The 25,636-nt window shown below is 56.2% G+C and carries 29 protein-coding genes; 18 read left to right on the top strand and 11 right to left on the bottom strand.

Features of this window, described 5'->3' with window-relative positions; genetic code table 11:
• The first annotated feature begins 24 nt into the window (after positions 1-24).
• The 9 genes from ACR0M3_RS01510 to ACR0M3_RS01550 all read left to right on the top strand — a co-directional run bounded on the left by ACR0M3_RS01510 (position 25) and on the right by ACR0M3_RS01550 (position 7,482).
• Positions 25-867 (top strand): DUF2059 domain-containing protein, encoded by an 843-nt coding sequence (locus tag ACR0M3_RS01510; protein WP_480545580.1) that lies wholly within the window; start codon positions 25-27, stop codon positions 865-867.
• Positions 867-1,670 (top strand): DUF2059 domain-containing protein, encoded by an 804-nt coding sequence (locus tag ACR0M3_RS01515; RefSeq protein ID WP_480909389.1) that lies wholly within the window; start codon positions 867-869, stop codon positions 1,668-1,670. Before ACR0M3_RS01510 ends, ACR0M3_RS01515 begins: the two co-directional genes overlap by 1 nt.
• Positions 1,671-1,890: 220 nt before the next feature.
• Positions 1,891-2,502: a 50S ribosomal protein L21 gene (locus ACR0M3_RS01520; RefSeq protein ID WP_480909392.1), complete on the top strand. Its 612-nt coding sequence runs from the start codon at positions 1,891-1,893 to the stop codon at positions 2,500-2,502.
• Between the two features lie 11 nt (positions 2,503-2,513).
• Positions 2,514-2,783, top strand: a complete 270-nt coding sequence (rpmA, locus tag ACR0M3_RS01525; RefSeq protein WP_050602452.1) for a 50S ribosomal protein L27 — start codon at positions 2,514-2,516, stop codon at positions 2,781-2,783.
• A 96-nt stretch (positions 2,784-2,879) separates the two neighbouring features.
• Positions 2,880-3,488, top strand: coding sequence for a LysE family translocator (locus tag ACR0M3_RS01530; RefSeq protein WP_480584225.1), 609 nt, complete (start codon positions 2,880-2,882; stop codon positions 3,486-3,488).
• A complete protein-coding gene (locus ACR0M3_RS01535; RefSeq protein WP_480472732.1) occupies positions 3,485-4,021 on the top strand; it encodes a GNAT family N-acetyltransferase in 537 nt (178 codons plus the stop codon). Before ACR0M3_RS01530 ends, ACR0M3_RS01535 begins: the two co-directional genes overlap by 4 nt.
• A 37-nt stretch (positions 4,022-4,058) precedes the next feature.
• Positions 4,059-5,093 (top strand): GTPase ObgE, encoded by a 1,035-nt coding sequence (gene obgE / locus ACR0M3_RS01540; RefSeq protein WP_480909395.1) that lies wholly within the window; start codon positions 4,059-4,061, stop codon positions 5,091-5,093.
• Positions 5,081-6,187, top strand: a complete 1,107-nt coding sequence (gene proB / locus ACR0M3_RS01545) for a glutamate 5-kinase (RefSeq protein ID WP_480505190.1) — start codon at positions 5,081-5,083, stop codon at positions 6,185-6,187. The genes obgE and proB overlap by 13 nt, the downstream gene beginning before the upstream one ends.
• Before the next feature lie 32 nt (positions 6,188-6,219).
• Positions 6,220-7,482: a glutamate-5-semialdehyde dehydrogenase gene (locus tag ACR0M3_RS01550; RefSeq protein WP_480909398.1), complete on the top strand. Its 1,263-nt coding sequence runs from the start codon at positions 6,220-6,222 to the stop codon at positions 7,480-7,482.
• Here the strand turns inward: ACR0M3_RS01550 and ACR0M3_RS01555 are convergent.
• Positions 7,479-8,075, bottom strand: coding sequence for a histidine phosphotransferase family protein (locus ACR0M3_RS01555; protein WP_480480960.1), 597 nt, complete (start codon positions 8,073-8,075; stop codon positions 7,479-7,481). The genes ACR0M3_RS01550 and ACR0M3_RS01555 overlap by 4 nt on opposite strands.
• A gap of 42 nt (positions 8,076-8,117) precedes the next feature.
• On the opposite strand from ACR0M3_RS01555, the gene ACR0M3_RS01560 reads away from it, so the two are divergent.
• From ACR0M3_RS01560 to tsf, 5 genes are all read left to right on the top strand, one after another.
• Positions 8,118-8,300 (top strand): DUF3553 domain-containing protein, encoded by a 183-nt coding sequence (locus tag ACR0M3_RS01560; RefSeq protein WP_267364751.1) that lies wholly within the window; start codon positions 8,118-8,120, stop codon positions 8,298-8,300.
• 102 nt (positions 8,301-8,402) lie between these two features.
• On the top strand, positions 8,403-9,158 hold the full coding sequence (gene olsB / locus ACR0M3_RS01565; protein WP_480472740.1) for an L-ornithine N(alpha)-acyltransferase: 756 nt from the start codon (positions 8,403-8,405) through the stop codon (positions 9,156-9,158).
• Entirely contained in the window at positions 9,124-9,999 is an 876-nt protein-coding gene (gene olsA / locus ACR0M3_RS01570) for a lyso-ornithine lipid O-acyltransferase (RefSeq protein WP_480472742.1), read from the top strand. Before olsB ends, olsA begins: the two co-directional genes overlap by 35 nt.
• Positions 10,000-10,165: 166 nt before the next feature.
• Positions 10,166-10,948: a 30S ribosomal protein S2 gene (gene rpsB, locus ACR0M3_RS01575; RefSeq protein ID WP_209503940.1), complete on the top strand. Its 783-nt coding sequence runs from the start codon at positions 10,166-10,168 to the stop codon at positions 10,946-10,948.
• 77 nt (positions 10,949-11,025) lie between these two features.
• A complete protein-coding gene (gene tsf, locus ACR0M3_RS01580) occupies positions 11,026-11,901 on the top strand; it encodes a translation elongation factor Ts (protein WP_480909400.1) in 876 nt (291 codons plus the stop codon).
• A gap of 354 nt (positions 11,902-12,255) precedes the next feature.
• Here the strand turns inward: tsf and ACR0M3_RS01585 are convergent, their stop codons facing one another.
• The 3 genes from ACR0M3_RS01585 to ACR0M3_RS01595 all read right to left on the bottom strand — a co-directional run bounded on the left by ACR0M3_RS01585 (position 12,256) and on the right by ACR0M3_RS01595 (position 14,582).
• Positions 12,256-13,011: an autoinducer binding domain-containing protein gene (locus tag ACR0M3_RS01585; RefSeq protein WP_480909403.1), complete on the bottom strand. Its 756-nt coding sequence runs from the start codon at positions 13,009-13,011 to the stop codon at positions 12,256-12,258.
• Positions 13,008-13,457 (bottom strand): type II 3-dehydroquinate dehydratase, encoded by a 450-nt coding sequence (gene aroQ, locus ACR0M3_RS01590; protein WP_480772691.1) that lies wholly within the window; start codon positions 13,455-13,457, stop codon positions 13,008-13,010. The genes ACR0M3_RS01585 and aroQ overlap by 4 nt, the downstream gene beginning before the upstream one ends.
• Positions 13,458-13,580: 123 nt before the next feature.
• Positions 13,581-14,582: an NADPH:quinone oxidoreductase family protein gene (locus ACR0M3_RS01595; RefSeq protein ID WP_480909404.1), complete on the bottom strand. Its 1,002-nt coding sequence runs from the start codon at positions 14,580-14,582 to the stop codon at positions 13,581-13,583.
• Between the two features lie 151 nt (positions 14,583-14,733).
• On the opposite strand from ACR0M3_RS01595, the gene ACR0M3_RS01600 reads away from it, so the two are divergent.
• Together ACR0M3_RS01600 and ACR0M3_RS01605 are read left to right on the top strand one after the other, a co-directional pair.
• The gene (locus tag ACR0M3_RS01600; RefSeq protein WP_480909407.1) at positions 14,734-15,552 is read left to right on the top strand and encodes an SDR family NAD(P)-dependent oxidoreductase; all 819 of its coding nucleotides are present in this window, start codon (positions 14,734-14,736) and stop codon (positions 15,550-15,552) included.
• 14 nt (positions 15,553-15,566) lie between these two features.
• Positions 15,567-16,601, top strand: a complete 1,035-nt coding sequence (locus ACR0M3_RS01605; protein ID WP_480909409.1) for a phosphotransferase family protein — start codon at positions 15,567-15,569, stop codon at positions 16,599-16,601.
• 7 nt (positions 16,602-16,608) lie between these two features.
• Here ACR0M3_RS01605 and ACR0M3_RS01610 read toward each other — a convergent pair whose 3' ends face one another.
• Positions 16,609-17,343, bottom strand: a complete 735-nt coding sequence (locus ACR0M3_RS01610; protein WP_480564780.1) for a DsbA family protein — start codon at positions 17,341-17,343, stop codon at positions 16,609-16,611.
• Between the two features lie 106 nt (positions 17,344-17,449).
• On the opposite strand from ACR0M3_RS01610, the gene ACR0M3_RS01615 reads away from it, so the two are divergent.
• The gene (locus ACR0M3_RS01615; RefSeq protein ID WP_480909412.1) at positions 17,450-18,664 is read left to right on the top strand and encodes a serine hydrolase domain-containing protein; all 1,215 of its coding nucleotides are present in this window, start codon (positions 17,450-17,452) and stop codon (positions 18,662-18,664) included.
• A 51-nt stretch (positions 18,665-18,715) separates the two neighbouring features.
• On the top strand, positions 18,716-19,585 hold the full coding sequence (locus ACR0M3_RS01620; RefSeq protein WP_480564774.1) for an acyl-CoA thioesterase: 870 nt from the start codon (positions 18,716-18,718) through the stop codon (positions 19,583-19,585).
• Here the strand turns inward: ACR0M3_RS01620 and ACR0M3_RS01625 are convergent.
• From ACR0M3_RS01625 to pstC, 6 genes are all read right to left on the bottom strand, one after another.
• Entirely contained in the window at positions 19,582-20,349 is a 768-nt protein-coding gene (locus ACR0M3_RS01625; RefSeq protein WP_480564771.1) for an SDR family oxidoreductase, read from the bottom strand. The two genes, ACR0M3_RS01620 and ACR0M3_RS01625, sit on opposite strands and share 4 nt — an antisense overlap.
• A 178-nt stretch (positions 20,350-20,527) precedes the next feature.
• On the bottom strand, positions 20,528-21,217 hold the full coding sequence (phoB, locus tag ACR0M3_RS01630) for a phosphate regulon transcriptional regulator PhoB (protein ID WP_480480935.1): 690 nt from the start codon (positions 21,215-21,217) through the stop codon (positions 20,528-20,530).
• Positions 21,218-21,229: 12 nt separating this feature from the next.
• Positions 21,230-21,931, bottom strand: coding sequence for a phosphate signaling complex protein PhoU (gene phoU, locus ACR0M3_RS01635; protein ID WP_267366515.1), 702 nt, complete (start codon positions 21,929-21,931; stop codon positions 21,230-21,232).
• 16 nt (positions 21,932-21,947) lie between these two features.
• On the bottom strand, positions 21,948-22,745 hold the full coding sequence (pstB, locus tag ACR0M3_RS01640) for a phosphate ABC transporter ATP-binding protein PstB (RefSeq protein ID WP_267366513.1): 798 nt from the start codon (positions 22,743-22,745) through the stop codon (positions 21,948-21,950).
• Between the two features lie 12 nt (positions 22,746-22,757).
• Positions 22,758-24,089: a phosphate ABC transporter permease PstA gene (gene pstA, locus ACR0M3_RS01645; protein ID WP_267366511.1), complete on the bottom strand. Its 1,332-nt coding sequence runs from the start codon at positions 24,087-24,089 to the stop codon at positions 22,758-22,760.
• Entirely contained in the window at positions 24,086-25,558 is a 1,473-nt protein-coding gene (gene pstC / locus ACR0M3_RS01650) for a phosphate ABC transporter permease subunit PstC (protein ID WP_480564768.1), read from the bottom strand. The genes pstA and pstC overlap by 4 nt, the downstream gene beginning before the upstream one ends.
• Positions 25,559-25,636 lie beyond the last annotated feature (78 nt).

Below are 25,636 nucleotides of genomic sequence, written 5' to 3' on the forward strand. Positions count from 1 at the left end.
CGCAAAACACCTACTCTGAAAGGTATGACACAGTTTGCACACCGCATCGCCTTTTGGTTTCTCGCCCCGTTTCTGGCACTTGTTCTGGTTCCTTTGGAGCTTTCTGCGGCGAACCGGGATCGGATTGAGGCTTTTTTGACGACGACCGGTTTTGACGTAGCTCTTGAAAGCATCGCCCTGAGCTCACGGTCCGCGCCGCAGATGTTGGGTGTTGACCCAGAGGGTTTCGGCTCGGACTGGACCCGTTTGACGGACGAGGTTTTTGAAGTCGGTGCAATGCACGACACCGCAGTTTCCATTCTGGAACAGACCCTAAGTGACGAGGCCCTGGCACACGCTGTCGAGTTTTACGCGTCTAACCTTGGTCAACGTCTGGTCGTGGCCGAAAATGCCTCACACATGCAAGAAGACGATGACGTCAAGCAATTGGCAGGCCAAAGGATCATTTCTGATCTGATCAAGAACGGGTCGAAACGGGTCGAAAGTTTTAAACGCATGAACGCCGCGATCGATTCCACAGGTACGGCGTTGCGTGCCTTGCAGGAAATTCAGGTGCGCTTCCTGCTGGCGGCCAGCGCATCGGGAGTCATCGAGCTACAGCTGGACGGGGATGAACTGCGTGAATTGATGAAGCAAAATGAACCGGCAATGCGTCAGTCACTGCAATTGTCCAATCTGGCGGGCGCTGCTTACACCTATCAGGGTTTTTCCGACGCTGATGTCGATACATATGTTGACGCGCTGGAACAGCCGCTGATGCAGGAAGTTTACGAGCTGTTGAACGCCATCCAATATGAGATCATGGCCATGAGGTTCGAGGTTCTGGCCGCACGGATGGCCGAGTTGCACCCGGCACAGGACATTTGATGCAGCGCGTAATTCTGGCATTTGTGGTCGCCCTGTGTTGGGCACTGCCGCTGTATGCCGATGGAAAAGTCGATCGGCTGGCACAAGCCATGCGTCTGACACAGGTGATGGAAATCCTTGTTCACGAGGGGAAGGGCCATCGCGAAACTCTTGACGATACTTTTTTGGATAACAAGGGTGGCGCTTTTTTCGAGTCGCAGGTCAATCGTATCTACGATCCCCTTTGGATGCGGGAACATCTGACGGACGCCTTCAAAGAGGGTATGTCCGATGTTCAGCTTGATCAGGCCATCTTGTTTTTTGAAAGCGATCTTGGCCAGACCATCGTAACACTGGAAAACTCGGCCCGGCGCGCCATGTCGGATCAGGCAATCGAAGACATGGCCCGAGAATCCTACAAATCCGCAGAACGCAGCACCGCTCAGTTTGCTTTGGTCAAGGAATATATCGAGGCAAATAACCTGATTGAAAAGAATGTTCAGGGGGCATTGACGTCAGACTACAGCTTCTTTCGGGGTCTTGATGTTGATGCGCGGACCGACGATCAGGAACTGCTGGCCGAGCTTTTGTTGCAGAAGGACAGTCGGAGCGAGGACACCGAAGAGTGGCTTTTCTCGTTTCTTCTTATGGCCTACCGCCCGTTGGATGAGGCTCAGATGCGCGAAAATATCGCGTTTTCAAGAACCGAAACGGGACGGGCCCTGAATGACGCCGTGTTTGACGGCTTTGACCGCATGTTCAATGATATTTCCTATCGCCTGGGGCAGGCGGTTGCACAGGCGCTGAGGGCGTCCGATCTTTAACGCCGCTTTGGTGTTGACTTTTACCTGCATTCTATGGATAAGCGCGCATCCCGGCCGGTTTTCCGCGCCGGGTATCGTTATTATTTGGCCTGCATGACGTTGTCAGGGGTCATTCACACAGCCCGAAAAGGGCGCGCTGTTCGAGGTGGCATTCAAGTTTCTTGGGGCCAAAACACCCGCAAAGGGGACCACAGAACGCGGGTTAGAAAAGGAAAAACGCATGTTTGCGGTCCTCAAGACTGGCGGCAAGCAGTACAAGGTTCAGGCGGGCGATATCCTCCGCGTTGAAAAGCTGGCTGCCGACGCAGGTGAAAAAGTTCAATTCAACGATGTTCTGATGCTGGGCGGTGACGCTCCGGTTGTTGGCGCACCTTTCGTTGCAGGCGCAGGCGTTCAGGCCGAAGTGATCGAACAGATCAAAGGTGACAAGGTCATCAAGTTCGTCAAACGCCGTCGTAAGCACAGCTCGAAGCGTACCGTTGGCCACCGTCAGAAACTGACACTGGTCAAAATCATCGACATTCTGGCGTCGGGCGCCGACAAATCGGGCATCAAAGCTGCAACCGGTTCCGCTCCGGCTGGCGAGGCGGCACCCGCTGCAAAGCCTGCCAAGAAAGCCGAAGCCAAGGCTGAAGCACCCGCTGCTGCCGCTGCTGACGATCTGACCCAACTGAACGGTGTCGGCCCTGCCGCCGCCAAGAAGCTGGTTGAGGCCGGTATCGAGAGCTTTGCCGCTCTGGCCGCCTTGTCGGATGAGCAGATTGCTGCTATCGAAACGGTCAAAGTGAAACCCGAATGGGTTGAGCAAGCCAAAGAATTGGCTAAAGGCTAAGGAGAGAGAGAATGGCACATAAAAAAGCTGGCGGTTCCTCCCGTAACGGTCGCGACTCAGCTGGTCGTCGCCTTGGCGTAAAACTGTATGGTGGCCAGGCCGCTATCGCAGGCAACATCATCGTGCGTCAGCGCGGCACCAAGTTCTGGCCGGGCGAAGGCGTAGGCATTGGCAAAGATCACACCATCTTTGCAACTGTCGATGGCGCCGTGAAATTCCACAAGGGACTTAAAAACCGCACCTTTATTTCGGTCCTGCCAGTGGCGGAGGCCGCAGAGTAAGCCGAGACCCAGAAGGTTTAAGAAAAATTCATGGGGGACCGGCACAAAGTGCCGGTCCCCTTTCTCGTTTCAACGCAGTCGTGATCGAAAGAACCGATGACAGTCGCAACCACCAGTTTCCTGATCTTTGCCGCCTCTCAGGTCGGCACGCCGGGGCCGGCCAACATGGTCCTGCTGGGAACGGGTGCGCGCTATGGGTTTCGTGCCGCATTACCTTTTGTGGCCGGTGTCGTGCTTGGTAAGCAGCTGATTATCTGGCCCGTGGGCTTTGGTTTGCTGCAACTGGCGGAACAGGTTCCGACGGCCTTTGCGGCGCTGAAATATGCTTCGGCTGCATATATTTGCTGGCTGGCGTGGAAGATCGCGAATTTGCGACTGTCGCGCGAAACTGCGGTTGGTGATGTTCCGGGATTCTGGGCGGGGTTGATCGTGCATCCGCTGAATCCAAAAGCCTGGGCCATGATTGTTGCAGGTTTTACGGGCTTTGTCGCGGCGGGGACGTCCAGCTTTGACGCAACGCTCACGATCGCTCTTAGTTTGTTGATCTGCCAGATTGTTCTGCACCCGATCTGGACTTTTGCGGGGGATAGAATCGCGCATGCGGTTGAAGGTCGCCCGGCGGAAAAATATCTGATGTGGACGTTGGCGGGTCTTACGGTCGCGTCCGTACTATTCGTGTTGTTCGGAGGAGGAACACACCAATGAAGCTTGAGACAATAATAAATCAGCCGGTCATTGAAACCGAGCGTTTCGACCTGCGCCCCCTGCGCCGGTCGGATATGGGCCTTATCGAGCATTACGCAGGTGATGAGCGCGTGGCGCGGATGACCACCAGTATTGCACATCCACTGGCCCCCGGATCGATCGAAGCCTTTGTGACCCGTTCGATGGCTGACAACCGGGACGAGGACGTCTGGGTCATGGATGCCACCAAGGACGGTGGTCCGGAACTGATCGGTGTGATTTCGCTGAAACGGCTGGACCGGAATCAATCCGAAGTTGGCTATTGGGTCGCGCCGATCTATTGGAACACGGGCATTGCCTCGATGGCTGTGGAAGCGCTTGTTAACGCCAACCCGCTGGAAAACGCGACGATGTTTGCCAGTGTGTTTCAGGATAATCCGGCCTCGGCCCGGGTTCTGACCCATTGCGGGTTCCAGTATCTGGGCGATGCGGAAAGCTATTCGGTGGCGCGCGATGCGAATGTGCCCACCTGGACATACAGTAAAAAACTCTGACTTGTGGCCGATGGGGCCTTTGCAGTAGGGGACACACATGAAATTTCTCGATCTCGCAAAGGTCTACATCCGGTCCGGGGCCGGCGGTAGCGGCTGCGTCAGCTTCAGACGCGAAAAGTTTATCGAATACGGCGGCCCCGATGGCGGGGACGGCGGCAAAGGCGGGTCTGTCTGGGTCGAAGTTGTGGATGGGCTGAACACCCTGATCGACTTCCGCTATCAGCAACACTTCTTCGCCAAAAACGGGCAACCGGGCCGGGGGCAGCAACGCACCGGCAAGGATGGGGACGATATCGTTCTGCGTGTTCCGGTTGGCACTGAAATCCTGGACGAAGACGAAGAAACCGTCATCGGCGACCTGACCGAAGTCGGGCAACGCGTTCTGCTGGCCAAGGGCGGCAATGGCGGCTTTGGCAACCTGCATTTCAAGTCCGCCACCAATCAGGCCCCGCGCCGCGCCAATTCGGGGCAGGCGGGGATTGACCGCACAATCTGGCTGCGGCTCAAGCTGATCGCCGATGTGGGTCTTTTGGGTATGCCGAATGCAGGCAAGTCGACCTTTCTGGCGGCCACGTCGAATGCGCGGCCCAAGATTGCCGACTATCCGTTTACCACGCTGCACCCCAATCTTGGCGTTGTCGGCGTGGACAACGTCGAATTTGTTGTGGCCGATATCCCGGGCCTGATCGAAGGCGCTCATGAAGGCCGTGGCATTGGTGACCGTTTTCTGGGTCACGTGGAACGCTGTGCCGTGTTGTTGCATCTGGTCGACGGCACCTCTGCGACGGTCGCCGATGATTACCGCACGATCATTCACGAGCTGGAAGCCTATGGCGGTGAACTGGCTGAGAAGCCCCGGATCACTGTTCTGAACAAGATCGACGCGCTGGATGACGAAGAACGTGCCCTTGCCGTCGCTGAGCTTGAGGAGGCCGTGGGCGGCCCCGTCATGACCATGTCCGGTGTGGCACATCTGGGTGTAACCGAAGTTCTGCGGGCGCTGCGCAGCCAGATTGACGACAACCGTGTGCGTCAGAAACCCGCTGAGGAGGCACAGCCTTGGCAACCCTGACCTCGGCACGCCGTTTGGTGGTAAAAATCGGGTCGGCTTTGCTGGTTGATCGCGACACCGGCCTGCTGCGGTCTGACTGGCTGCTGTCGTTGGCGCAGGATGTTTCCTGGCTCAAGGGGCAGGGGAAAGATGTAATCCTTGTTTCGTCCGGTTCGATTGCACTGGGTCGCGGCGTTCTGGGCCTGCCGATGGCGGCACTGCCCTTGGAACAGTCACAGGCAGCTGCTGCGGTTGGGCAAATCCGGCTTGCACGCGCTTATGAAGAAGCGTTGGCACCCCATGGGATCACCACGGCGCAGGTTCTGGTGACGCTTGAAGACAGCGAAGATCGCCGCAGGTATCTGAACTCACGCGCGACCTTGGAAACTCTGCTAGGGTTAGGCGTCGTGCCGATCGTCAATGAAAACGACACGGTCGCAACGGACGAAATCCGGTATGGCGACAATGACCGCCTGGCCGCGCAAATCGCCGTGACAGTAGGGGCCGACCAACTGATTCTGCTGTCGGATGTGGATGGCTTCTATTCGGGTAATCCTAAGGAAGACACTTCGGCGAAGCGCTTCGAGACAATCGACAGGATCACACCCCAGATTGAAGCCATGGCCGGTGATGCGGGCTCGGGCCTGTCAAAAGGCGGGATGAAGACAAAACTGTTGGCGGCCAAGATGGCAACCGCGGGCGGTTGCGCCATGGCGATTACCGAAGGGTCGGTTCTGAACCCTCTGAAAACGCTCGAAAACGGTGCCAATTCCACATGGTTTACCGCGACATTGGATCCACATGCAGCCCGCAAACGCTGGATTTCGGCGATGAAACCTCGGGGTGAAATTACCGTGGACGAGGGGGCGGCCAAGGCACTGGCCAATGGCAAAAGCCTGCTCCCTGCCGGGATTGTGGAAGTGACCGGAGATTTCGGTCGTGGCGATCCTGTCGCCGTCCTTGATCTGGAATCCCGCCGTCTGGCTCAGGGGATCAGCCGGTATACGGCGCAGGAAGCCGATGCGATCAAGGGGCGTAAGTCTTCTGAGATTGAAGCGACGCTGGGCTATCCCGGTCGCGCAGCCCTGATCCACCGGGACGACCTGGCCCTTTAACCTTCAATAAGATGATCTGAAAGGCACGCGATATGAAAGACTTCAACAGCATTCCTGCTCTGATGGAAGATCTTGGGAAACGTGCCAAAGCCGCTTCGCGTGAACTGGCTTTCGCAACAGCTGAACGAAAGCACGCGGCGCTGATTGCAGCCGCCGACGCGGTTTGGGCCAACCGGGCACGGATCATCGAAGCTAATCAAAAAGATCTGGAATTCGGCCGCGACAAGGGACTGAGCCCCGCAATGATGGATCGCCTGATGCTGGATGAGGCGCGCGTTCAGGGCATGGTAGACGGGCTGAGAACCGTCGCGGATCAGGCCGATCCGGTGGGTGAGGTTCTGTCTGAATGGAATATGCCCACGGGCCTTAACATCCAGCGCGTCCGGACACCGTTGGGGGTTATCGGCGTGATCTATGAAAGCCGACCCAACGTGACTGCGGATGCCGGGGCGCTGTGCCTGAAATCGGGCAATGCGGTAATCCTGCGTGGCGGATCCGAAAGCTTTCATTCCTCAACCGCGATCCATGCCTGTCTGGTCGAAGGGCTGAAGGCCGCGAACCTGCCCGAAGACGCCATTCAACTTGTGCCCACACGCGACCGCGCCGCGGTGCAGGAGTTGCTGACATTGACCGACTATGTCGACGTCATCGTTCCACGCGGAGGCAAGGGACTGGTGGGCCTTGTACAACGAGAGGCCCGTGTGCCGGTCTTTGCTCATCTCGAAGGCATCGTGCACATTTACATTGACAAGGCTGCTGACCCGCAGAAAACGCTGGAAGTTGTGCTGAATGCCAAGACCCGCCGCACTGGTATTTGCGGAGCCGCTGAATGCTTGCTGGTTCATCAGGATATCGCAGACACACTGGGGCGTGACGTGGTTGCGGCACTGGTCCAGTCAGGCGTCGAGGTTCACGCCGACGGTGTCCTCGCTGGGGAGGGTACAGTTGCTGCTACGGCGGATGACTGGGGAAAAGAGTTCCTCGACAGCGTGATCGCGGCGAAGCCCGTTGCCGATATTGATGCCGCGATTGCTCATATTCAGCAATACGGCTCGAACCACACCGATTGCATCATGACCGAGGATGACGCAGCAGCGGCCCGTTTCTTTGAGCGTCTGGACAGCGCAATCCTGATGCACAATGCCTCGACTCAGTTTGCGGATGGTGGCGAGTTTGGCATGGGGGCAGAAATCGGAATCGCGACGGGCAAGATGCACGCGCGCGGACCGGTTGGGGCGGCGCAATTAACCAGTTTCAAATATCTCGTGCGCGGGAACGGAACGATCCGGGCTTAAAACCGAAGTGACACGCGGGTTGCCGAGGTTTCAACGGCAATCCGCCGACCCATCGCAGCTGCCGTTTCAGGCAACAACGCGAACTGAACGTGCGCGGGCGTGATCTTGGTGGGAAACCGACCTGTCACGACGTTCTTCCAAAGATCACTATCGACATTCAACCGGTCTGCAACCCCGGTCACTATCCAATTGTTGCCCTGATTGACGATCTCGACCGCGCCGCCCAGCGGCATGGCACTTTCGCAGCACATCAGCGCCAGAAAGGCCAGTTTGACCTGATTACGCGGCACTGGCCCGGTCAGGTTCCAGTTGACCCGTATCCGCCCGGCACGCTCGATATCTTTCAGCAGTTCGGTTACTTCGGTCCGACCAAGTGGCTGATCACTGGCCGAGCCAAAGGCAACGCGGAAAAAGCGTATACGTGCCCCGGCGCTTCCGACACTGCCCGAGATCAGTTCCATCTCGGGGCCCTGTACGGCGCCCACCATATCCAACAGCTCAAGCCCGTTGGTGATCGCGCCGATCGGGCTGATCAGATCATGGCAAATCCGCGAACCGATCAATTCGGCCAGGTTGACGTTGCTCTCGCCCATGCGTACCTCCGACTGTATCTGCCGCACGTCCCGGAGGCCCCTATGACAGACATGAATGCTATACTTGCACCGGGCATGTTTGTCCGCCACCCGGATTTTCCCGAATGGGGCGTCGGACAGGTTCAGTCCAACATTGCAGGCAAGATCACCGTGAACTTTCGCGAGCAGGGAAAAGTGGTGATCGACGGAACGCGCATCGCCCTGATGCCGGTCTTTGATCTGTGAAAGTGGTTTAGGAAAGGTTAACAACGCTGACCGAAGCGGGGCTTGTTGCCTTTGGCTGAAAAACTGCGGTATCAGCAGCCAAAAGAACACGGATCGCCCCATATGCCGGATACTGGCCCTTCTTTCACTGTAAAACTGGCCGAGACCGAAGCCGACCTGCAAGCAGCTCAACGCCTGCGCTATGACGTCTTCGTGCGTGAGTTGGGGGGCGGCGGAGAGATGGTTGATCACGATGCTGGCCTCGAGAAAGACCGTTTCGACCCGTATTTCGATCATATGTTGGCCTATGATGATCACACCGGCGAAATCATTGGCGTCTACAGGATGTTACCGGGCGAACGTGCTGCGGAACTGGGGCAATTCTATTCCGAAGATGAATATGACCTGACCGTTCTCAAGAACAGCGGGCGCAAACTGCTGGAGTTGGGACGGTCGTGCCTGCACCCCGACTACCGTGGGGGTACGGCAATGTACCACCTGTGGAACGGTTTGGCCGCTTATGTAGCGGAACGTGACATTGAGGTGCTGTTCGGCGTAGCGAGTTTTCACGGAACAGACGTGACCACATTGGCGCAGCCCTTGTCGATGCTTCACCACAACCATCTGGCTCCGCCAGAGTTGCGCGTACGGGCGCAGCCCGATGTTTTTCAGTCGATGGACCTAGTGAAACCAGAGGCTTTGGACCGCCGCGCCGCCATGGTTCAGGTGCCAGCATTGATCAAAGCCTACCTGCGCTTGGGTGGTTTCGTGGGCGAGGGCGCCTTTATCGACCACACCTTCAACACAACGGATGTTTGCCTGATCCTCGACACGACGCGCATGAATGAACGGCAGCGTCGAATTTATGGCGGGGCGTGACGCTGTGAACGACCCGCTCTGGAATAGTGAAGACGCGCCCGATCCGATCGAGCTGGGCGTTACCGGATGGGTTCTGGTCATTCTGCGCGGAGTCCCGCTGGCGGCCCTTGTCTTTGGTGGCCTGATCATCCTTCTGGCCGTTCGCCTGATCGAGTATCCGATTTTCGGCGTCCGGCGACCTGTGACGCCGTTCATCACACAGTTTGTCTGCCGCAACGCGTTTCGAATTCTTGGCATCGGGTTCCGCACATCAGGCGCGCTGATGAAAGAGAGGGGGGCGGTGGTGGCAAACCACACGTCCTGGCTGGATATCTTTGCTCTGAACGCGCGCAAGCGGGTCTATTTTGTCTCCAAGGCAGAAGTTGCCAAATGGCCCGGTATCGGCTGGCTGGCCCGTGCGACCGGGACGCTGTTCATCGAACGGGATCGCAAGAAAGCCAAGGAACAAACCAAGCTGTTTGAAACCCGCCTGAAAGTGGGTCACAAACTGTTGTTTTTCCCCGAAGGCACCTCAACCGACGGGCTTCGCATTTTACCTTTCAAAACAACGCTTTTCGCCGCGTTCTTTGCAGATGAGTTGCGTGATTTCATGTATATCCAACCCGTTTCTGTGGTGTTTCACGCGCCCATAGGCCAGCCAAAACGCTTTTATGGCTGGTGGGGGGATATGGAGTTCGGGCCACATTTGCTGAAGACCCTTGGCGCACGTCGGCAAGGAACGGTTGAACTAATCTATCATGCGCCAGCGCGGGTCAGCGACTTTGAAAACCGAAAGGCTCTGGCCGCCCATTGTGAAGACGCCGTCAGGCATGCGCACGCATTGGCGCAGCTTGAAAAATAGGGGCGATTGGCCCTTGCGTAGCGCGCAAACCTGCCTTATACGCGCGCCATTCAAACCCGCAGGCGGGGTTTGGCCTTTTTGAGGGAGACATCCTCATCAAGACCGCCGGTTGGAGCGTCCGCTTCTTTCACCCCCGCCCAGGCGTAAACCGGAAAAGGAAAATTGCATGGCTCTTCCCGAGTTCACCATGCGTCAGCTGCTGGAAGCTGGCGTTCACTTTGGTCACCAGACACAGCGTTGGAACCCCCGCATGGGCCCGTTCATCTACGGCTCGCGCAATGGTATCCACATCATGGACCTGACCCAGACCGTTCCGATGCTGGATCAGGCTCTGCAGGCTGTTCGTGACACCGTCGCAAAAGGTGGCCGCATTCTGTTCGTTGGTACTAAGCGCCAGGCAGCTGGCCCGATCGCTGAAGCGGCTGAAAAGTCGGCTCAGTACTACATGAACCACCGCTGGCTGGGCGGCACGCTGACCAACTGGAAAACCGTTTCCCAGTCGATCAACCGTCTGAACCAGATCGACGAAGCCATGGAATCGGGCGCAGAAGGCCTGACCAAGAAAGAGCGTCTGGGCATGGAACGTGACCAGGGCAAACTTCAGGCGTCGCTGGGTGGTATCCGCGAAATGGGCGGCGTTCCGGACCTGCTGTTCGTCATCGACGTCAAGAAAGAAGCACTGGCCATCGCAGAAGCCAACAAACTGGGTATCCCGGTTGTGGCTGTAGTCGACACCAACTGCTCGCCCGATGGCGTTGACTACATCATTCCCGGCAACGACGACGCGGCACGCGCAATCGCTCTGTACTGTGATCTGGCCGCACGCGCCGCTCTGGACGGTATGACCGCGCAGATGGGCGCAGCAGGCGTTGATCTGGGCGCATTCGAAGAAGCTCCGGTTGAAGAAGCTCTTGCGGAAGAAGCCGCAGAAGCCCCTGCCGAAGCGTAAGCTGCCCGTCACGTAAATGACATATGGGGCAGGGTATGACCTGCCCCAATTCCGTTTGAATTGAGGAGAGCCAAAAGATGGCAATCACAGCAGCAATGGTTAAAGAACTGCGCGACTCGACCGGCGCAGGCATGATGGACGCAAAAAAAGCGCTGACCGAAACCGGCGGCAACATGGACGACGCCGTTGACTGGCTGCGTACCAAAGGCCTGGCCAAAGCGGCCAAGAAATCAGGCCGTACCGCAGCAGAAGGTCTGGTTGCTGTTCACGTCAACGGTGGCAACGGTGTTGCTGTCGAAGTGAACTCGGAAACCGATTTCGTTGCGAAAAACGCTGAGTTCCAGGAAATGGTCAGCAAGATTGCAAACGCTGCTGAAGGTGTGGACGACATCGAAGCACTGCTGGCCGCTGATCTGGGCGGAAAAAGCGTTGCCGACACGCTGACCGACAAGATCGCCACCATTGGCGAAAACATGTCGGTGCGCCGCATGGCCAAACTGTCAGGTGAAACAGTTGTGTCTTATGTGCACAACGCTGCGACCAACGGCATGGGCAAAATCGGTGTGCTGGTCGCTCTGTCGGGTGGTGATGAGGCTATCGGCAAGCAGGTTGCGATGCACATCGCAGCTGTGAACCCGGCCGCCCTGTCTGAGGCCGACATGGACCCGGCAATTGTCGAGAAGGAAAAGCAGGTTCAGATGGACATCGCCCGCGAATCCGGCAAGCCGGAGCAGGTGATCGAAAAGATGATCGAAGGCCGCATGAAGAAATTCGTCGCCGAATCGACATTGCTGAGCCAGCAATTCGTTGTGAATCCTGATCTGACCGTTGAAGCAGCTGCAAAAGAAGCAGGCGCAACCATCACCGGCTTTGTTCGCCTGGAAGTTGGCGAAGGCATCGTTGTGGAAAAAGAAGACTTCGCTGCCGAAGTCGCAAAAGCCGCTCAGGGCTAAAGAGAGGCTCCGACCGGGGCCTTGCTGAACAAAATGAAAGGGTTACGCATCGCGTAGCCCTTTTTTGCTGGTGGCACATCTTAGAATTAGCGAAGAAGTGAAGGATTGGAGGGCCCCGCATGATGGGGATGGTCGAGGCCCCCCAAAATTCCGACACAGGTACGCGGACGAATAGGCGCCCCCTTGTCAGAGTGATTGGAGAGCTTTGAAATTGCAAAGATCCAATCGAATGTTCCCTGGCTAAAGCCACCACTCACGGAACACTCTCACTTTGCAACTTTTAGGTTAGATTTGAAAAGTAGTGATTTCCTTACCTAGGGTAAACTGACGCTGGATGGCGTCAGAAAAACACTCCTAAACTTCCATAACGAACATCTGATTATGCAAAGACGCCTTTAACACAGCCTGTGCCGTCGTTTCGACCGACAACGCCTCACGGGCGAGTCGAAGATGCTTTTCAACAGTTGCCGCTGTCAGGCCCATCAGCAAGGCTATGTCCTGCGTGGTTTTGCCGTCACCAACCCATTGCAACGCCTCGCGCTGACGCTTTGTCAGGGCCCGGTTCGGTGGGTTGAAAGGCAATGTCAGGATCTTCAGATGCGCAACGTTGTTCATCAAAAGAATGTCTTCGCCATGCTCTTGCCAGATCGCGTCAATGTCTTCCTGGCTCATCCCTTCCTTGGCGGATAGGGAAATCGCCCCTTTCGAGCGCACAGAGACCGAGTTGAAGCTGACGGTGTAACCAGAAACGACGCCCATGGACTTGTTGAACTCGAAAACCTCACGCTCTTTGTCGCTCATCGACCCTCGAGAATGCATGTCCAGCAACATTTTCCAACTGGCGGCGCCTTCATTGTCCAGCGCCCATTTCAACATGGGGGCGTGAAAATACAAACCGTCCTTGATGAAACCATCCACATAGGCACGGTTATGGTTAGTCAGAATGACAAAGTCCTCTGGATCACCCAATGAGGTTGCCGTCCTGTATTGCGTGTGGCCGTAGATAAGGCGATCGAACCCGAATTTCGCCATCTGTCGGCAATGCGCATCCCACAGGTCTTCCAGGGTCTTGGCATAGCTGACAAACCGCAGATAATCCCTGAGGGTCATGCCGTGTCACCTGCTTTCAGATGGGCGGCAAGCGCGTCCAGAGCAAGAACATAGCCTTGGGCGCCAAAGCCACAGATCTGCCCCAAAGCAACAGGCGCGATATAGGACTTGTGCCGGAATGCTTCCCTTGCATGGATGTTTGACAGGTGAACCTCGACAACCGGCAGGTCAACTGACGCGATGGCATCCATCAGCGCAACCGACGTGTGTGTGAATGCCCCCGCATTGATCACAAGGCCATCCTGCACACCGCGTGCGCCGTGGATCGCATCAATTAACACACCCTCATGGTTGGATTGCAGATGCGAGACTTCAAGGCCAATGGACGCGCCATGGCGCTGGCACTCCTCCTCGATCATCTTCAGAGTGGTGCTGCCGTAAACCTCGGGCTGCCGTGTGCCAAGCAGGTTGAGGTTTGGGCCATTCAATACCAAAACGTTGTGCATGTCTTCACGATCCCCATTAATGGTACATAGACGCCTAAAGGTTGGGTTGTCTACCTGCCTTTGCCGGATCGAGTACAGTCGAAAAACCGGTGTGCGAAGCGGGTCGCTATTTTGACCACGGCTTCAACTTTCCGCCATGGTGACAACGATTTTTCCCAGAACGGAACGTTGCGACAATTGTTCAAGCGCCTCGTGCGCGCGGGCAAGCGGGAACCGGGCGCTAATTCGGGGTTTGATTTTGCCGGCTGTGTAAAGATCGAACAGGTTCTTGACGTTGTCAGCATGGCCGATTGGGTCGCGGAAAACTGACGCGCCCCAAAACACACCAACGATCTGACATCCTTTCAAAAGGGCCAAATTCAAGGGAATCCGCGGAATGCCCGCTGGAAAACCGACGACAAGGTAACGACCTTTCCAGGCCATACTGCGCAGGGACGGTTCGGCCAGCGTACCGCCAACAGCGTCGTAGACGATGTCTACGCCGTCAGGACCGGCAAGTTTCTTAACTTCGGCTGAGAAGGCTTTTTGTGCTTCCTTGTCCATGTCGCGCGGGTAAATCACCACGTCATCGGCACCAATCTGGCTACAGAATTCGGCCTTTTCAGGTGATGAAACGGCTGTGATCACCCTGGCACCCATGGCTTTGCCCAGTTCAATGGCGGCTGACCCCACACCTCCGGCGGCACCCAGTACCAACAGGGTTTCACCGGGTTGAATCTCCGCCCGATCCTTCAACGCGTGGTAGGACGTGCCGTAGGTGAAAATGAAACAGGCGGCATCTTCATAGGGCATCGCATCAGGAATTCGGATTGCAGTGTCCGCCTTGAGCGTGACATGGGTCGAAAACCCACCATGCCCGGTTAGGGCCAAAACACGGTCGCCTGGCTTAAATCCATTGACGCCTTCGCCCACAGCCAGAACTTCACCCGCAATTTCACCGCCCGGAGCAAAGGGCCGTGGCGGCTTCATCTGGTACAGATCGCGGATAATCAACGTGTCCGGAAAATTCACGCCCGCTGCTTTCACACCGATCAAAAGCTGACCTTTGCCCGGCTGCGGATCTGGTAGGGTCGTAAGCTCCAGGGTTTCGGGACCGCCCGGTGCGACGCTGAGTAATGCTTGCATACCGCCTCTGATCTGCCTGTACTTTGTGTCGAGGAAGTTTTGGTGCAGCATGGTTTTTTGTCAACGCTACGGTCCAACGCCTGCCGCGACGGCAAGAGGAACGCAATTTGTATCAGGATGAACTGGTGACAAAGAAACTGAGGAGCACAAAATGACCCCCGACACCCTCTTTTCGCTTCACGGCAAAACCGCTTTGGTAACAGGTGGAGCGACAGGTATTGGCCGCATGGCAGCCGAGGCGCTGGTTCGTGCGGGCGCGCGCGTGCTCATTGCCTCAAGAAAAGGAGACGCCTGTGCCGAGGTCGCTGCAGAACTGAACGCGCTGGACGCGCCGGGCAGCGCCGAAGGCTTTGCCGGTGACATTGGCGGCGCAGCCGGTATAGGCAAGTTGGTCTCTGACATTCAGGCGCGTACGGAAAAACTAGACATCCTGATGAACAATTCGGGGGTGTCCTGGGGTGCACCGATGGGGCAGTTTCCCTACGATGCATGGGAAAAGGTCATGTCTGTCAACGTGACAGGGATATTCGAACTGACCCAGCGGCTTTTGCCAATGCTAATGAAATCAGGCACCGCCGAAGACCCGGCGCGCATTGTCAATGTGGGGTCAGTCATGGGTGAAGTCCCAATGGGCGATGGGGCCTACAGCTATTCGGCCTCAAAGGCAGCTGTTTTGCACCTGACCAAGGTCTTGGCCAAGGAACTTTCACCGCACCACATCACGGTTAACGCACTCGCTCCGGGGCCGTTTGTGTCGCGCATGACTGCCTTTGCGACAGCCGATGAGGATACCAGAGAACGGGTTGGCAAGTCTGTACCTCTGGGTCGCGTCGGACGGGACGAGGATATTGCAGGCTGTATGTTGTTCCTGTGCGGTCGCGGCGGCAGCTATGTGACAGGCGCAGTGATTCCGATTTCGGGCGGGATCAACGTGGTGACCGCCGGAAACATTTTTGCCGAAGCCCTGTGACAGGAAGACAGCCAATGAGAACCGAAACCAATCTGGATCTGGCGGCAGTAGATACGTATCTGAGCGCGCATCTTTCCGGCTACAACGGGCCATTGGAGGCGAGGAAATTTGATGTCGGGCAATCCAACCCGACGTTTGAGTTACGCACACCAGAGAAAGCCTATGTGCTGCGCCGAAAGCCCGCCGGCGTATTGCTGAAATCGGCACATGCCGTTGATCGCGAATTTCGGGTTCAAAGCGCCCTTGCCGGGAGCGAGGTTCCGGTGCCCAAGATGTATCTGCTGTGTGAAGACGACAACGTCATCGGCTCGGCCTTCTATGTGATGGAACGCTTGCAGGGCAGGGTGTTTCCGGACCCAACGCTGCCCAAAGAAAGCAACGAAACCCGCGCCGCCATCATTGACGAAATGAACAGGGTTCTTGCCCAATTGCACATGGTGGATATCGATGCCGTTGGCCTGTCTGACTATGGGCCGATTGGCAACTATTACGAGCGTCAGATCGCGCGCTGGACCAAGCAATACCGCGCGTCCGAGACCTCGGCCATTGCGGATATGGATGCGCTGGCTTCAGCGCTCGAGACCTCGGTACCGGCCGATGACGGGCAGCGCACGCTGGTGCATGGGGATTACCGCATCGACAACCTGATGTTTGCGCCGAACCGGGCGGAATGTATCGGGGTGCTGGATTGGGAACTGTCGACGATCGGTCACCCTTATGCGGATCTGGCCGCAGTAATCATGCAATGGCAGTTGCCGCCGGGAAAACAGGGCCGGGGGCTGGCGGGTGTGGATCGATACAGCCTGGGCCTGCCCAGCGATGAGGCATTCATTGCCCAATACTGCAAACGTCGAGGCCTGGATGGCATAGACAATTTCGGCTTTTATCTCGGCTTCAATTTCTTTCGCATGGCAGGCATCCTACAGGGTGTCTACAAACGCGCGCTGGATGGGAATGCGTCAGACCCCGACCGCGCAAAGGCTTTTGGCGCATATGTTCCTATATTCGCCCAGCACGGCCTGAAAGCACTTGAGTCCACATTAGAGTGACGACCTATCAAGCTGTTTTTATGTCACTATCTTGCCTTGAAAGTTCAACCTCAAGATTTGGCAGACTGTTCTTTCCAAAAAACAGCTCAGCCCCGGTGAACATGCTGGGAACCCCAAACACACCTCGCCGAACCGACGACTTGGTCATCTCTTTCAGTTTCAGTTTAACGTCGGGGCTCGCCATGGCTTCGCGAATTTTGCGAACGGGCAAGTCGTTTTCATGCAGGATATCCGTTAGGACACCGATCTCGTCCGCCTTCTGACCATGTACCCATATCGCATCAAAAACCGCGTTTATATATCTGACTTCCCAAGGTTTTCCATTGGCAAAACACGCGCCGCGCATGGCAAGTTTTGTGTTGATCGGAAAATGCGGGCTCATATGAAAGCTCAACCCACGACGGCGGGCAAACCGGTGCAGATCATGCGTCAAATAGGCTGTCTTTTGGCGGTTTTCGGAATACGCCTGAAATGGGCTTTGGTTATGCGTCGCCTTGAACACCGCAGGCAGCAGGACAGGAACATAAGTAATGCTTGCGTCATAGCGCTCGGCAAGATCGGGGAGCATCTTATGGGCGAGAAACGCGTTCGGGCTGCAAAAATCGTAAATGAAGTCTATGGTCTGCGTCATGGGGTTCCTCCCTTTCGGTTCCTTGAAATCTTGTTCATTGAACTTCAGGCGAATCTGCGTCGAAATCAGTCTAACATTCCATTGTGAGGCACGCTGATGAAGCCCGTTCACGAATTTCTCTGCAACACGCAACTTTTTGCTGCTATTTCAGGTCACAAGCTCAAACAGTCGCAGTTTAGTACCTCACGGAAGTTCCCAAATGTCCCACAGGCAATCCATGTTTGATCAAACCCGGCTGGATCGGCTTAGCCATTGGATGGAAAACTATGTTGAGCAGCGCAAATATGCCGGATCATCCTTTTTGCTGCGCCACAAAGGGAGTGAGGCCTTTTTTCATGCCTGTGGTGTCAGCAGCCTCGAGACTGGCCGGCAATTCCAACGCGACACGCTGGTGCGCATTTATTCCATGACCAAACCGATCACATCGGTCGCGTTGATGACATTGGTCGAACGCGGGCTTGTTCACCTGAACGCGCCTGTGTCTGAGTTTCTACCTGAATTCAAAGATATGCAGGCGCTGGTCCCGGGGGCGGAGAAACTGGATCAGACCGAGGCTGCACCGCCTCCAACGCTACATCAGTTACTGACGCATACCAGTGGGCTAAGCTACCCGTTCAACCCCGGGCTTTTGCCCCAAGCGATGGATGAACAGGACCTTATTTTCAAACCCAATCAGGGGCTTCTGGAACATCTTGTGCGCGATCTGGCAGGGCTGCCACTGGCGTTCCAACCCGGTGCTCGCTGGGAATACTCGGTCGGGATTGACGTGCTGGGTCGTGTGATCGAGTTGGTCTCGGGCCAGTCATTGGAGCAGTTCTTTCGAAGCGAAATCCTTGAGCCGCTGGACATGCGCGAAACAGGTTTTTCCGTACCCGCTGGGGCAGGGGATCGTTTCGCATCGCTTTACACCCCATTGGCTGGCGACGCGATGGCGCTGAATTCCGCGGATCACGGTAGCGAAAGCCTGAGACTGTTCGATTCCCACATAGAATCCCCGTTCGAAAACACGACGACCTTTTCCGGCGGTGGCGGTCTGATTTCGACAATCGATGATTATGCCAAATTCGCGGACATGCTTCGAAATCGGGGGGCCGGGAACGGGTACCGCATACTTGGCCCGAAAACCGTCGATTTCATGATGCGCAATCACCTTCCCGGGGACATTGCTTCAATGGGTCCGCAGAGTTTCGCAGAGCAACCGATGGAAGGAATGGGCTTTGGGCTAGCCGGTGCGGTTGTTCTGAATCCCGGTCTGGTAAGGGTTCCCGGCTCTTTCGGGGATTTCAGCTGGGGTGGAATGGCGTCGACCTATTTCTGGATTGACTGGCAGAATGACCTGACGGCGATTTTCTTTACCCAACTGTCCCCCTCAAGTTCGTACCCATCCCGCGCCGAACTCAAGGCACTGGTTCATGCGGCCATGATTGAATGATTTCCTCTGTACTGATACCCGGTGCCGGACGACACAACTTGCGAGCAGACGATGACCGAAGCGGAACGTATCTTACTGGATCTTCTGGATATTGAACGGCTTGAGATCGATCTGTTTCGCGGGACAGGGTCGGGCGGTGAAACCCCCACACGCATCTTTGGCGGACAGGTCATCGCGCAAGCGCTCGCTGCGGCGTATCGGACTGTTGAAGAACGGTTGTGCCATTCGCTACACGCCTATTTCATTCGCCCGGGAGATCCAGAGAAACCCGTTATTTATCAAGTTGATCGCGCGCGAGACGGAGGTTCGTTCACAACCCGCCGTGTGGTTGCGATTCAGCATGGAAAGCAAATCCTGAACATGTCGGCATCCTTTCATGTCCGGGACGAAGGTTGGGACCATCAGCATCCGATGCCCGTCGTGAACGCACCGGAAGCGTACCCGTCCCGATCTGAATTGCGTAAAACATACGTTGAACGTGTTCCCGAAAGGTTGAGGGGCGAATTGCTGCGCGAGCGCCCGATAGAGGTTCGGGAAGTCGATCACCTGGATCCATTCACACCGAAAGTCTCTGACGATCGAAACCAGACTTGGTTCCGTATGCCTGCAGCCGCTTCCGTTGACGCCAGAACGCAGCACTTACTGCTGGCTTATGCGTCTGACATGAACCTGATGTCCTCTGGATTGCGGCCACACGGTCTGAGCTGGTTTAGCGGAGAGTTCAACGGCGCAAGTCTGGACCACGCGCTATGGTTTCACGCACCGGTAAATTTTCAGAACTGGCATCTGTACGTAATGGACTCGCCGTGGACGGGGCAGGGACGCAGTTTTAACCGTGGATCGATCTATTCCGAGGACGGTACCCTTGTTGCATCTGTCGCACAGGAAGGATTGATGCGCAGAATTCGCGCACGACCTTAAGTATTGCCAATAAACCTTTGATTTAACTTCTGCATTCCGCTAAGCCACCGATCGTAATCAGCCGCTTTGAATTGCAAATAATCAGCGACTTGTGGATGAGGCAGAATCAAAAACCGTTCATTTCGAATAGCTTGCACACAGGATTCAGCCACATCTCTGGGCTCAAGCATCCCATCAATCGAAGCTACTGAGATTTCATGGCCTTCGGTCATTTTCGAACGTACCGCCTGCGGACACAGGACCGAGACTTTCAATCCTTCAGCGCCATATGTCAGCGAAAGCCATTCGGCAAATCCTACAGCCGCGTGTTTGGTAACCCCATATGGGGCTGCACCAGGTTGGTTCAGCAAACCTGCCGCAGACGCAGTTATCATTATATATCCGCCGCCGCGACGAACCATGCGTGGAACCAGATGGCGAGCAGTCCAGACATGGGACATGACATTGATCTTCCAGATCCGATCCCAATCTTCGTCCGCAACATCGAGACCGCCAAGCGTCAGAATTCCGGCATTTGCGCAAAACAGGTCAATTGGACCGACAGTTTCTTCAACAAAATCAATCAGAGCCTTGATCTGCGCTTCGCTGGAAACGTCGCAGGGATACGCCTGACCACCAATTTGCTCTGCGACCAAATTTGCGCCAGCGATGTCGACATCCGAGCAGATTACACGTGCACCTTCTTGGGAAAACCGTTCTGCAAGACCACGACCAATACCTTGGGCAGCGCCGGTGACAACGACAGTTTTGTTCTTAAGCTCCATGCGTATTCCGGACAGGTTCGTTACAGTGTTTTCAATGTGTTGGCTTGCCTTCCGTATTACAAGTATTACGTTTTTACCATAATACCGATTACACGCTAATTGAAAGTAGCGGAGATATACTCAGATTCCACTGCAATCAGTCATCAGACCAATGCGATCAACACAGGTCTGATGCGATTTATCCCAACGCGTAACCTGCACCGCGGACTGTTCGAACCGGATCATCCCCGCCGTGTTGCGTTAAGGCTTTGCGCAGTCGTCCAATGTGAACATCAACGGTACGCGTATCGACATAGATGTCGCGTCCCCAGACCCGATCCAGCAATTGTTCACGGCTCCAGACCCTGCCCGGCTTTTCCATGAACGTGCTAAGAAGCCGGAATTCGGTTGGACCAAGTTTCAAGGGCTTGCTGTCACGGCTGACCTTGTGGGTTTCCGAATCCAGAATGATGTCATCGTACTCCAGTCGCAAGCCAACAGTTGCAGGTCGGACGCGGCGCAGTTGTGTTCGGACACGCGCCATCAGTTCGACGATCGAATATGGTTTGACCACATAATCGTCGGCACCAGTTTCCAGCCCGCGAACCTTGTCTACCTCTTCTGATCTGGCCGACAGCATTATTATCGGGATCGAACGTGTGTCCGGACGGCTTTTGAGCCGGCGGCAAACCTCAATCCCGCTTAGGTTGGGCATCATCCAGTCCAGAACAATGATATCCGGGCAGTCTTCGTCGACCAGCAGCATAGCTTCGTCACCGTTGGCCGCCTTTGAGACGCGAAAACCTTCGGCTTCAAGGTTGTAGGCCAGCACCTCGCGTTGGGCCAACTCATCCTCGACCACCAGAACCGTCGGTTGATCTGCGGACATCTCAAGCCTCTCCTACGCTGTTTGCGACGTTATATCGGCCTTGGGCCGAGCCTCGGTCGGGCGGTCGCCTGTAACCAGATACACCACCTGCTCGGCAATCGAGGTTACATGGTCGCCCATACGCTCGATGTTCTTGGCGATGAAATGCAGGTGCATACAGGCCGAAATATTGCGCGGATCCTCGGCCATAAAGGTCAGGAATTCGCGGAACAGGCCGTTATACATCTGGTCGACCTCTTCATCGCGGTTGATGACGTCGGTGGCCAGTTCCGCGTCGCGCTGAATATAGGCGTCCAACGCGTCGCGCAGCATACGTTCAACTTCGCGCGCCATGCGGCGTAAGGCAGCTGCGCTGCCGCTGATCTCGCCCGCATTGGCCAGAACGGTCGTACGCTTGGCGATGTTCTTCGCGTAATCGCCAATCCGCTCAAGATTGCCGGATACTTTCAGGACCGAAAGAACCAGTCGCAGGTCACTGGCCGTGGGCGCGCGCAACGCAATCAGACGCGCGGTTTCCTCGTCGATCAGGTCTTCCAACGCGTCGATGGCCTTGTCACCTTGTCGTACTTCCTGGGCCAGCTCAACGTCACGGCTTTCAAGCGAGCGCGCCGCGCCCATGATAGCGGCCTCAACCAGACCGCCCATCTTCATGATATGCGCCTGGATTGTTTCGAGGTCGCGGTCAAAAGCAGATGCAATATGTTGTTCGCTCATTGTTTGATACCTGTGCTTAGCCGATACGGCCTGTAATGTAGCTTTCCGTGCGCGGATCGACCGGATTGGTAAAAATCTGACCGGTTTCACCGAATTCCACCAGATTACCCAGGTGGAAAAAGGCCGTTTTCTGACTGACGCGCGCGGCCTGCTGCATCGAGTGGGTGACGATCACAACCGAATATCGGGAACGCAATTCGTCGATCAACTCTTCGACCTGTGCGGTTGCAATCGGGTCCAGCGCCGAGCACGGCTCGTCCATCAACAGGACTTCCGGTTCAGTTGCCACGGCGCGCGCGATACACAAACGTTGCTGTTGCCCCCCTGACAAACCCGTGCCAGGCGAATCCAGACGGTCCTTGACCTCATCCCAGATTGCGCCTCGACGCAGTGATTTCTCAACGATCTCATCCAGTTCCGCCTTATTCTTGGCCAAGCCGTGGATACGCGGACCATAGGCCACGTTGTCGTAGATCGACTTGGGGAACGGGTTCGGTTTTTGGAACACCATGCCGACTTTGGCGCGCAACTGAACGGGGTCGACCCGCTTGTCATAAATGTCTTCGCCGTCCAACAGGATATCACCTTCGACACGGCAGATATCGATGGTGTCGTTCATCCGGTTCAGACACCGCAGGAAGGTCGATTTTCCACAACCCGAAGGACCGATAAAGGCCGTGACGGTCTTGTCTTCGATCTCAACACTCACGTCCTTGATGGCGTGGGTATCACCGTAGTATACCTGAACCTTCTTCGCGTTGATCTTGATGTCTTTGGAGTCCACGGTTCTCTCCACTCGTGTCATGTCGTTCATTATTGCCCCCAATTACCAGCGGCGTTCAAAGCGGCGGCGCAGGATGATAGCGATGATATTCATGGTCAGCAGGAACATCAAAAGGATGATGATTCCGCCCCAGGCCTTTTCGTAGAACCCGACATCAGCGCGTGCGGCCCAAGTGTAAATCTGGGCGGGCATTGCCGAGTTCGGCTCGGTAAAGCCGGCAAGGAACCCGTCGGGATATCCCCGCGCCACAAAGCCTACCATGCCGATCAGCAACAACGGCGCGGTTTCACCCAAGGCTTGTGCCAGACCGATGATGGTGCCGGTCAGAATGCCCGGCGCGGCCAAAGGCAGCACGTGGTGGAACACAGCCTGCATTTTCGAGGCCCCTACCCCCAACGCTGCATCACGGATCGACGGCGGAACCGCTTTCAGCGAGGCGCGGGTCGAGATGATGATCGTCGGCAATGTCATGAGGGTCAGAACCAGACCACCAACCAGCGGCGCCGATTGTGGCAGGTGCATGAACTGGATGAACACGGCCAGACCCAGAATACCGAACACAATCGACGGCACGGCTGCAAGGTTCGAGATGTTCACTTCAATCAGGTCGGTGAACCTGTTCTGTGGAGCGAACTCTTCAAGATAAATCGACGCTGCCACACCAATAGGCAGTGACAGGCCCAAAACCACCAGCATCATGAAAAACGACCCAATGACCGAGGCGCCGATGCCGGCACCGCCCGGGTTGTCAACGCCAGAATCCGCACCGGTGATGAACGGCCAGTTGAAAGCCTGCTTGATGATGCCCGCCTGTTCCAGCGCATCAACCAGATCCAGATCGCTAAGCTGCAGAAACCGGCTGTCCTGCAAGGTGTCACGGGACACGCGGCCTTTGAAATACCCGTCGACCCGGCTGGAGGCGGCCAGATCAAACTTGACCGGATCACCCAGCTTGCCGGGGTTATCGGCATAGTAAGTTCGGATTGTACCGCCGATTTTACCAAGAAGACGTTCGATCGCCGCTTCGTCGAAATCAACGCTGATCCCTTGGTCTTCCAGTTCCTTGCTCAACTGAGCGATGAACAGGTTGGAATAGGCCTTAGTCTTGAACAACGTACTTTCCGCCTCGTCTCGCTGCGCAGCGGACAAGGTGAAATCCACGCTGACAACAGTGCGCTGAAAGGCCGGAATACCCTGCGACAGGATCGAGGCGAACAGAACGATCAGGAAGAACAGGCCCGTTGCAATCGCGACAATCCCGTAGGCCCGAAATCGTTTCTCTGCATTTGCGCGTTTTTTGGTATGTGCATCCGCTACAGTCAGCGAGACAGAGCGATGACCTGTTTCAGGACTTTGCATACTGGCGTCGGTCATTCGTATTGCTCCCGATACTTACGCACGATGTAGAGGGCAAAGATGTTCAGCCCAAGCGTGAGGGTGAAAAGGGTCATGCCCAGTGCAAAGGCCACAAGCGCCTCGGGCGATGCGAAATCCGCATCTCCGGTTAGCTGGCTCACGATTTTTGCGGTTACCGTCGTCATGGCTTCAAACGGGTTCAGGCTCAGCCGTGCTGCCGCCCCTGCCCCAAGGACCACGATCATAGTCTCACCGATGGCGCGCGATGCGGCCAGCAGGATCGCCCCCACGATACCCGGAAGCGCAGCTGGCAGAACGACCTGACGGATGGTTTCCGATTGCGTTGCGCCCAATCCGTAAGAACCGTCACGCATGGCCTGCGGCACCGCATTGATGATGTCATCGGACAAAGAGGACACAAACGGGATCAGCATGATGCCCATGACCAACCCAGCGGTCATGACTGCCGTGCCAGCTTTCATCCAGCCAAGCCCCTCATCCCCGAACAGGCCAAGCAAAAGCGGACCAACGGTCAGCAGCGCAAAAAGGCCGTAAACGATGGTCGGGATACCGGCCAGAATCTCGAGCAGCGGTTTTGCTACGGCGCGGACACGGGGGGAGGCGTATTCGCTGAGGTAAATCGCGGCGAACAACCCGATCGGGACGGCCACCAGCAGCGCAACGATAGAGATATAGAATGTCCCCCACAACAAGGGAATAATACCAAGCTCAGACGACCCGCCGCGTCCCGAAAAACTGGGGGCCCATGTCGTGCCGAAAAAGAAATCGGTAGCAGGGTAGAGCTTGAAGAATTCCCAAGTATTGAAAACCAGAGACAGGACGATCCCGACAGTGGTCAGAATTGCGATGGATGCGGCCGCCAGCAACAGAAAACGCACGCCCTGCTCGACCACATTACGCGCGCGGTATTCTGCGTGAGTTTGAAACCAGCTGGCTGCAGCACCGGCGAGTGCCGTCAGTATGACGGCGACAGTCATGACCGAATAGCCGGTCGCATTCATGATCCGATAACTTTGCGCCGCGCGCAGCACAGGTTGCGTGATATCCGACGTCACCACCTGCCCGGCATCCTTCAGACGCTGGGTCATGTCGATTACATCCGCGCGCGCGTTGCGCGCCAGTTCCTCGGGTATCTGCCCGGCGGCAACCGCGTTATCCAGACCGTACGCGGTGCGACGGACCTCGGCCATGACCAGATTTAGGGACGAGCCGTCTTGGATGGCGGAACCCGAGATCGTTTCAGAAACCTGAGAGTTCACGTAAAGCGGTTGTACCAGCAACCAGAGGATCATAAGGCCAAATGCGGGTACGATCGTCTTGAGAGCGACATTTGCGCCATAATACGACGGCAGCGAGTGCAAAGCCCGGGTATCTCCTGTGGCGCTTTGCAGGGCGCGTGTGCGCCCCAACACGTAACCGACTGAAGCAATCGCAAGCACGATCAGAACGAGCCATACTATCGGCATGAAACCCCCATTTGGTCTTGGCCGGGAAAGCTGAAAAATGTGGGGGCGACAGAAATGCCGCCCCCGGTATTTCGAACC

This window comes from Ruegeria sp. O5, assembly GCF_056535105.1.

Coding starts and splice junctions, on each gene's coding strand:
- ACR0M3_RS01595 (WP_480909404.1), bottom strand. CDS start 14,582: ATGCAAGCATTACTCAGCGTCGCACCGGGCGGTCCCGAAACCCTGGAG.
- ACR0M3_RS01550 (WP_480909398.1), top strand. CDS start 6,220: ATGAAAGACTTCAACAGCATTCCTGCTCTGATGGAAGATCTTGGGAAA.
- phoU (WP_267366515.1), bottom strand. CDS start 21,931: ATGAGCGAACAACATATTGCATCTGCTTTTGACCGCGACCTCGAAACA.
- ACR0M3_RS01515 (WP_480909389.1), top strand. CDS start 867: ATGCAGCGCGTAATTCTGGCATTTGTGGTCGCCCTGTGTTGGGCACTG.
- pstC (WP_480564768.1), bottom strand. CDS start 25,558: ATGCCGATAGTATGGCTCGTTCTGATCGTGCTTGCGATTGCTTCAGTC.
- ACR0M3_RS01605 (WP_480909409.1), top strand. CDS start 15,567: ATGAGAACCGAAACCAATCTGGATCTGGCGGCAGTAGATACGTATCTG.
- ACR0M3_RS01535 (WP_480472732.1), top strand. CDS start 3,485: ATGAAGCTTGAGACAATAATAAATCAGCCGGTCATTGAAACCGAGCGT.
- ACR0M3_RS01625 (WP_480564771.1), bottom strand. CDS start 20,349: ATGGAGCTTAAGAACAAAACTGTCGTTGTCACCGGCGCTGCCCAAGGT.
- rpsB (WP_209503940.1), top strand. CDS start 10,166: ATGGCTCTTCCCGAGTTCACCATGCGTCAGCTGCTGGAAGCTGGCGTT.
- ACR0M3_RS01585 (WP_480909403.1), bottom strand. CDS start 13,011: ATGACCCTCAGGGATTATCTGCGGTTTGTCAGCTATGCCAAGACCCTG.
- olsB (WP_480472740.1), top strand. CDS start 8,403: ATGCCGGATACTGGCCCTTCTTTCACTGTAAAACTGGCCGAGACCGAA.
- ACR0M3_RS01615 (WP_480909412.1), top strand. CDS start 17,450: ATGTTTGATCAAACCCGGCTGGATCGGCTTAGCCATTGGATGGAAAAC.
- ACR0M3_RS01560 (WP_267364751.1), top strand. CDS start 8,118: ATGACAGACATGAATGCTATACTTGCACCGGGCATGTTTGTCCGCCAC.
- pstB (WP_267366513.1), bottom strand. CDS start 22,745: ATGAACGACATGACACGAGTGGAGAGAACCGTGGACTCCAAAGACATC.
- ACR0M3_RS01555 (WP_480480960.1), bottom strand. CDS start 8,075: ATGGGCGAGAGCAACGTCAACCTGGCCGAATTGATCGGTTCGCGGATT.
- rpmA (WP_050602452.1), top strand. CDS start 2,514: ATGGCACATAAAAAAGCTGGCGGTTCCTCCCGTAACGGTCGCGACTCA.
- ACR0M3_RS01620 (WP_480564774.1), top strand. CDS start 18,716: ATGACCGAAGCGGAACGTATCTTACTGGATCTTCTGGATATTGAACGG.
- ACR0M3_RS01510 (WP_480545580.1), top strand. CDS start 25: ATGACACAGTTTGCACACCGCATCGCCTTTTGGTTTCTCGCCCCGTTT.
- ACR0M3_RS01600 (WP_480909407.1), top strand. CDS start 14,734: ATGACCCCCGACACCCTCTTTTCGCTTCACGGCAAAACCGCTTTGGTA.
- ACR0M3_RS01520 (WP_480909392.1), top strand. CDS start 1,891: ATGTTTGCGGTCCTCAAGACTGGCGGCAAGCAGTACAAGGTTCAGGCG.
- obgE (WP_480909395.1), top strand. CDS start 4,059: ATGAAATTTCTCGATCTCGCAAAGGTCTACATCCGGTCCGGGGCCGGC.
- ACR0M3_RS01530 (WP_480584225.1), top strand. CDS start 2,880: ATGACAGTCGCAACCACCAGTTTCCTGATCTTTGCCGCCTCTCAGGTC.
- aroQ (WP_480772691.1), bottom strand. CDS start 13,457: ATGCACAACGTTTTGGTATTGAATGGCCCAAACCTCAACCTGCTTGGC.
- tsf (WP_480909400.1), top strand. CDS start 11,026: ATGGCAATCACAGCAGCAATGGTTAAAGAACTGCGCGACTCGACCGGC.
- olsA (WP_480472742.1), top strand. CDS start 9,124: ATGAACGGCAGCGTCGAATTTATGGCGGGGCGTGACGCTGTGAACGAC.
- phoB (WP_480480935.1), bottom strand. CDS start 21,217: ATGTCCGCAGATCAACCGACGGTTCTGGTGGTCGAGGATGAGTTGGCC.
- pstA (WP_267366511.1), bottom strand. CDS start 24,089: ATGACCGACGCCAGTATGCAAAGTCCTGAAACAGGTCATCGCTCTGTC.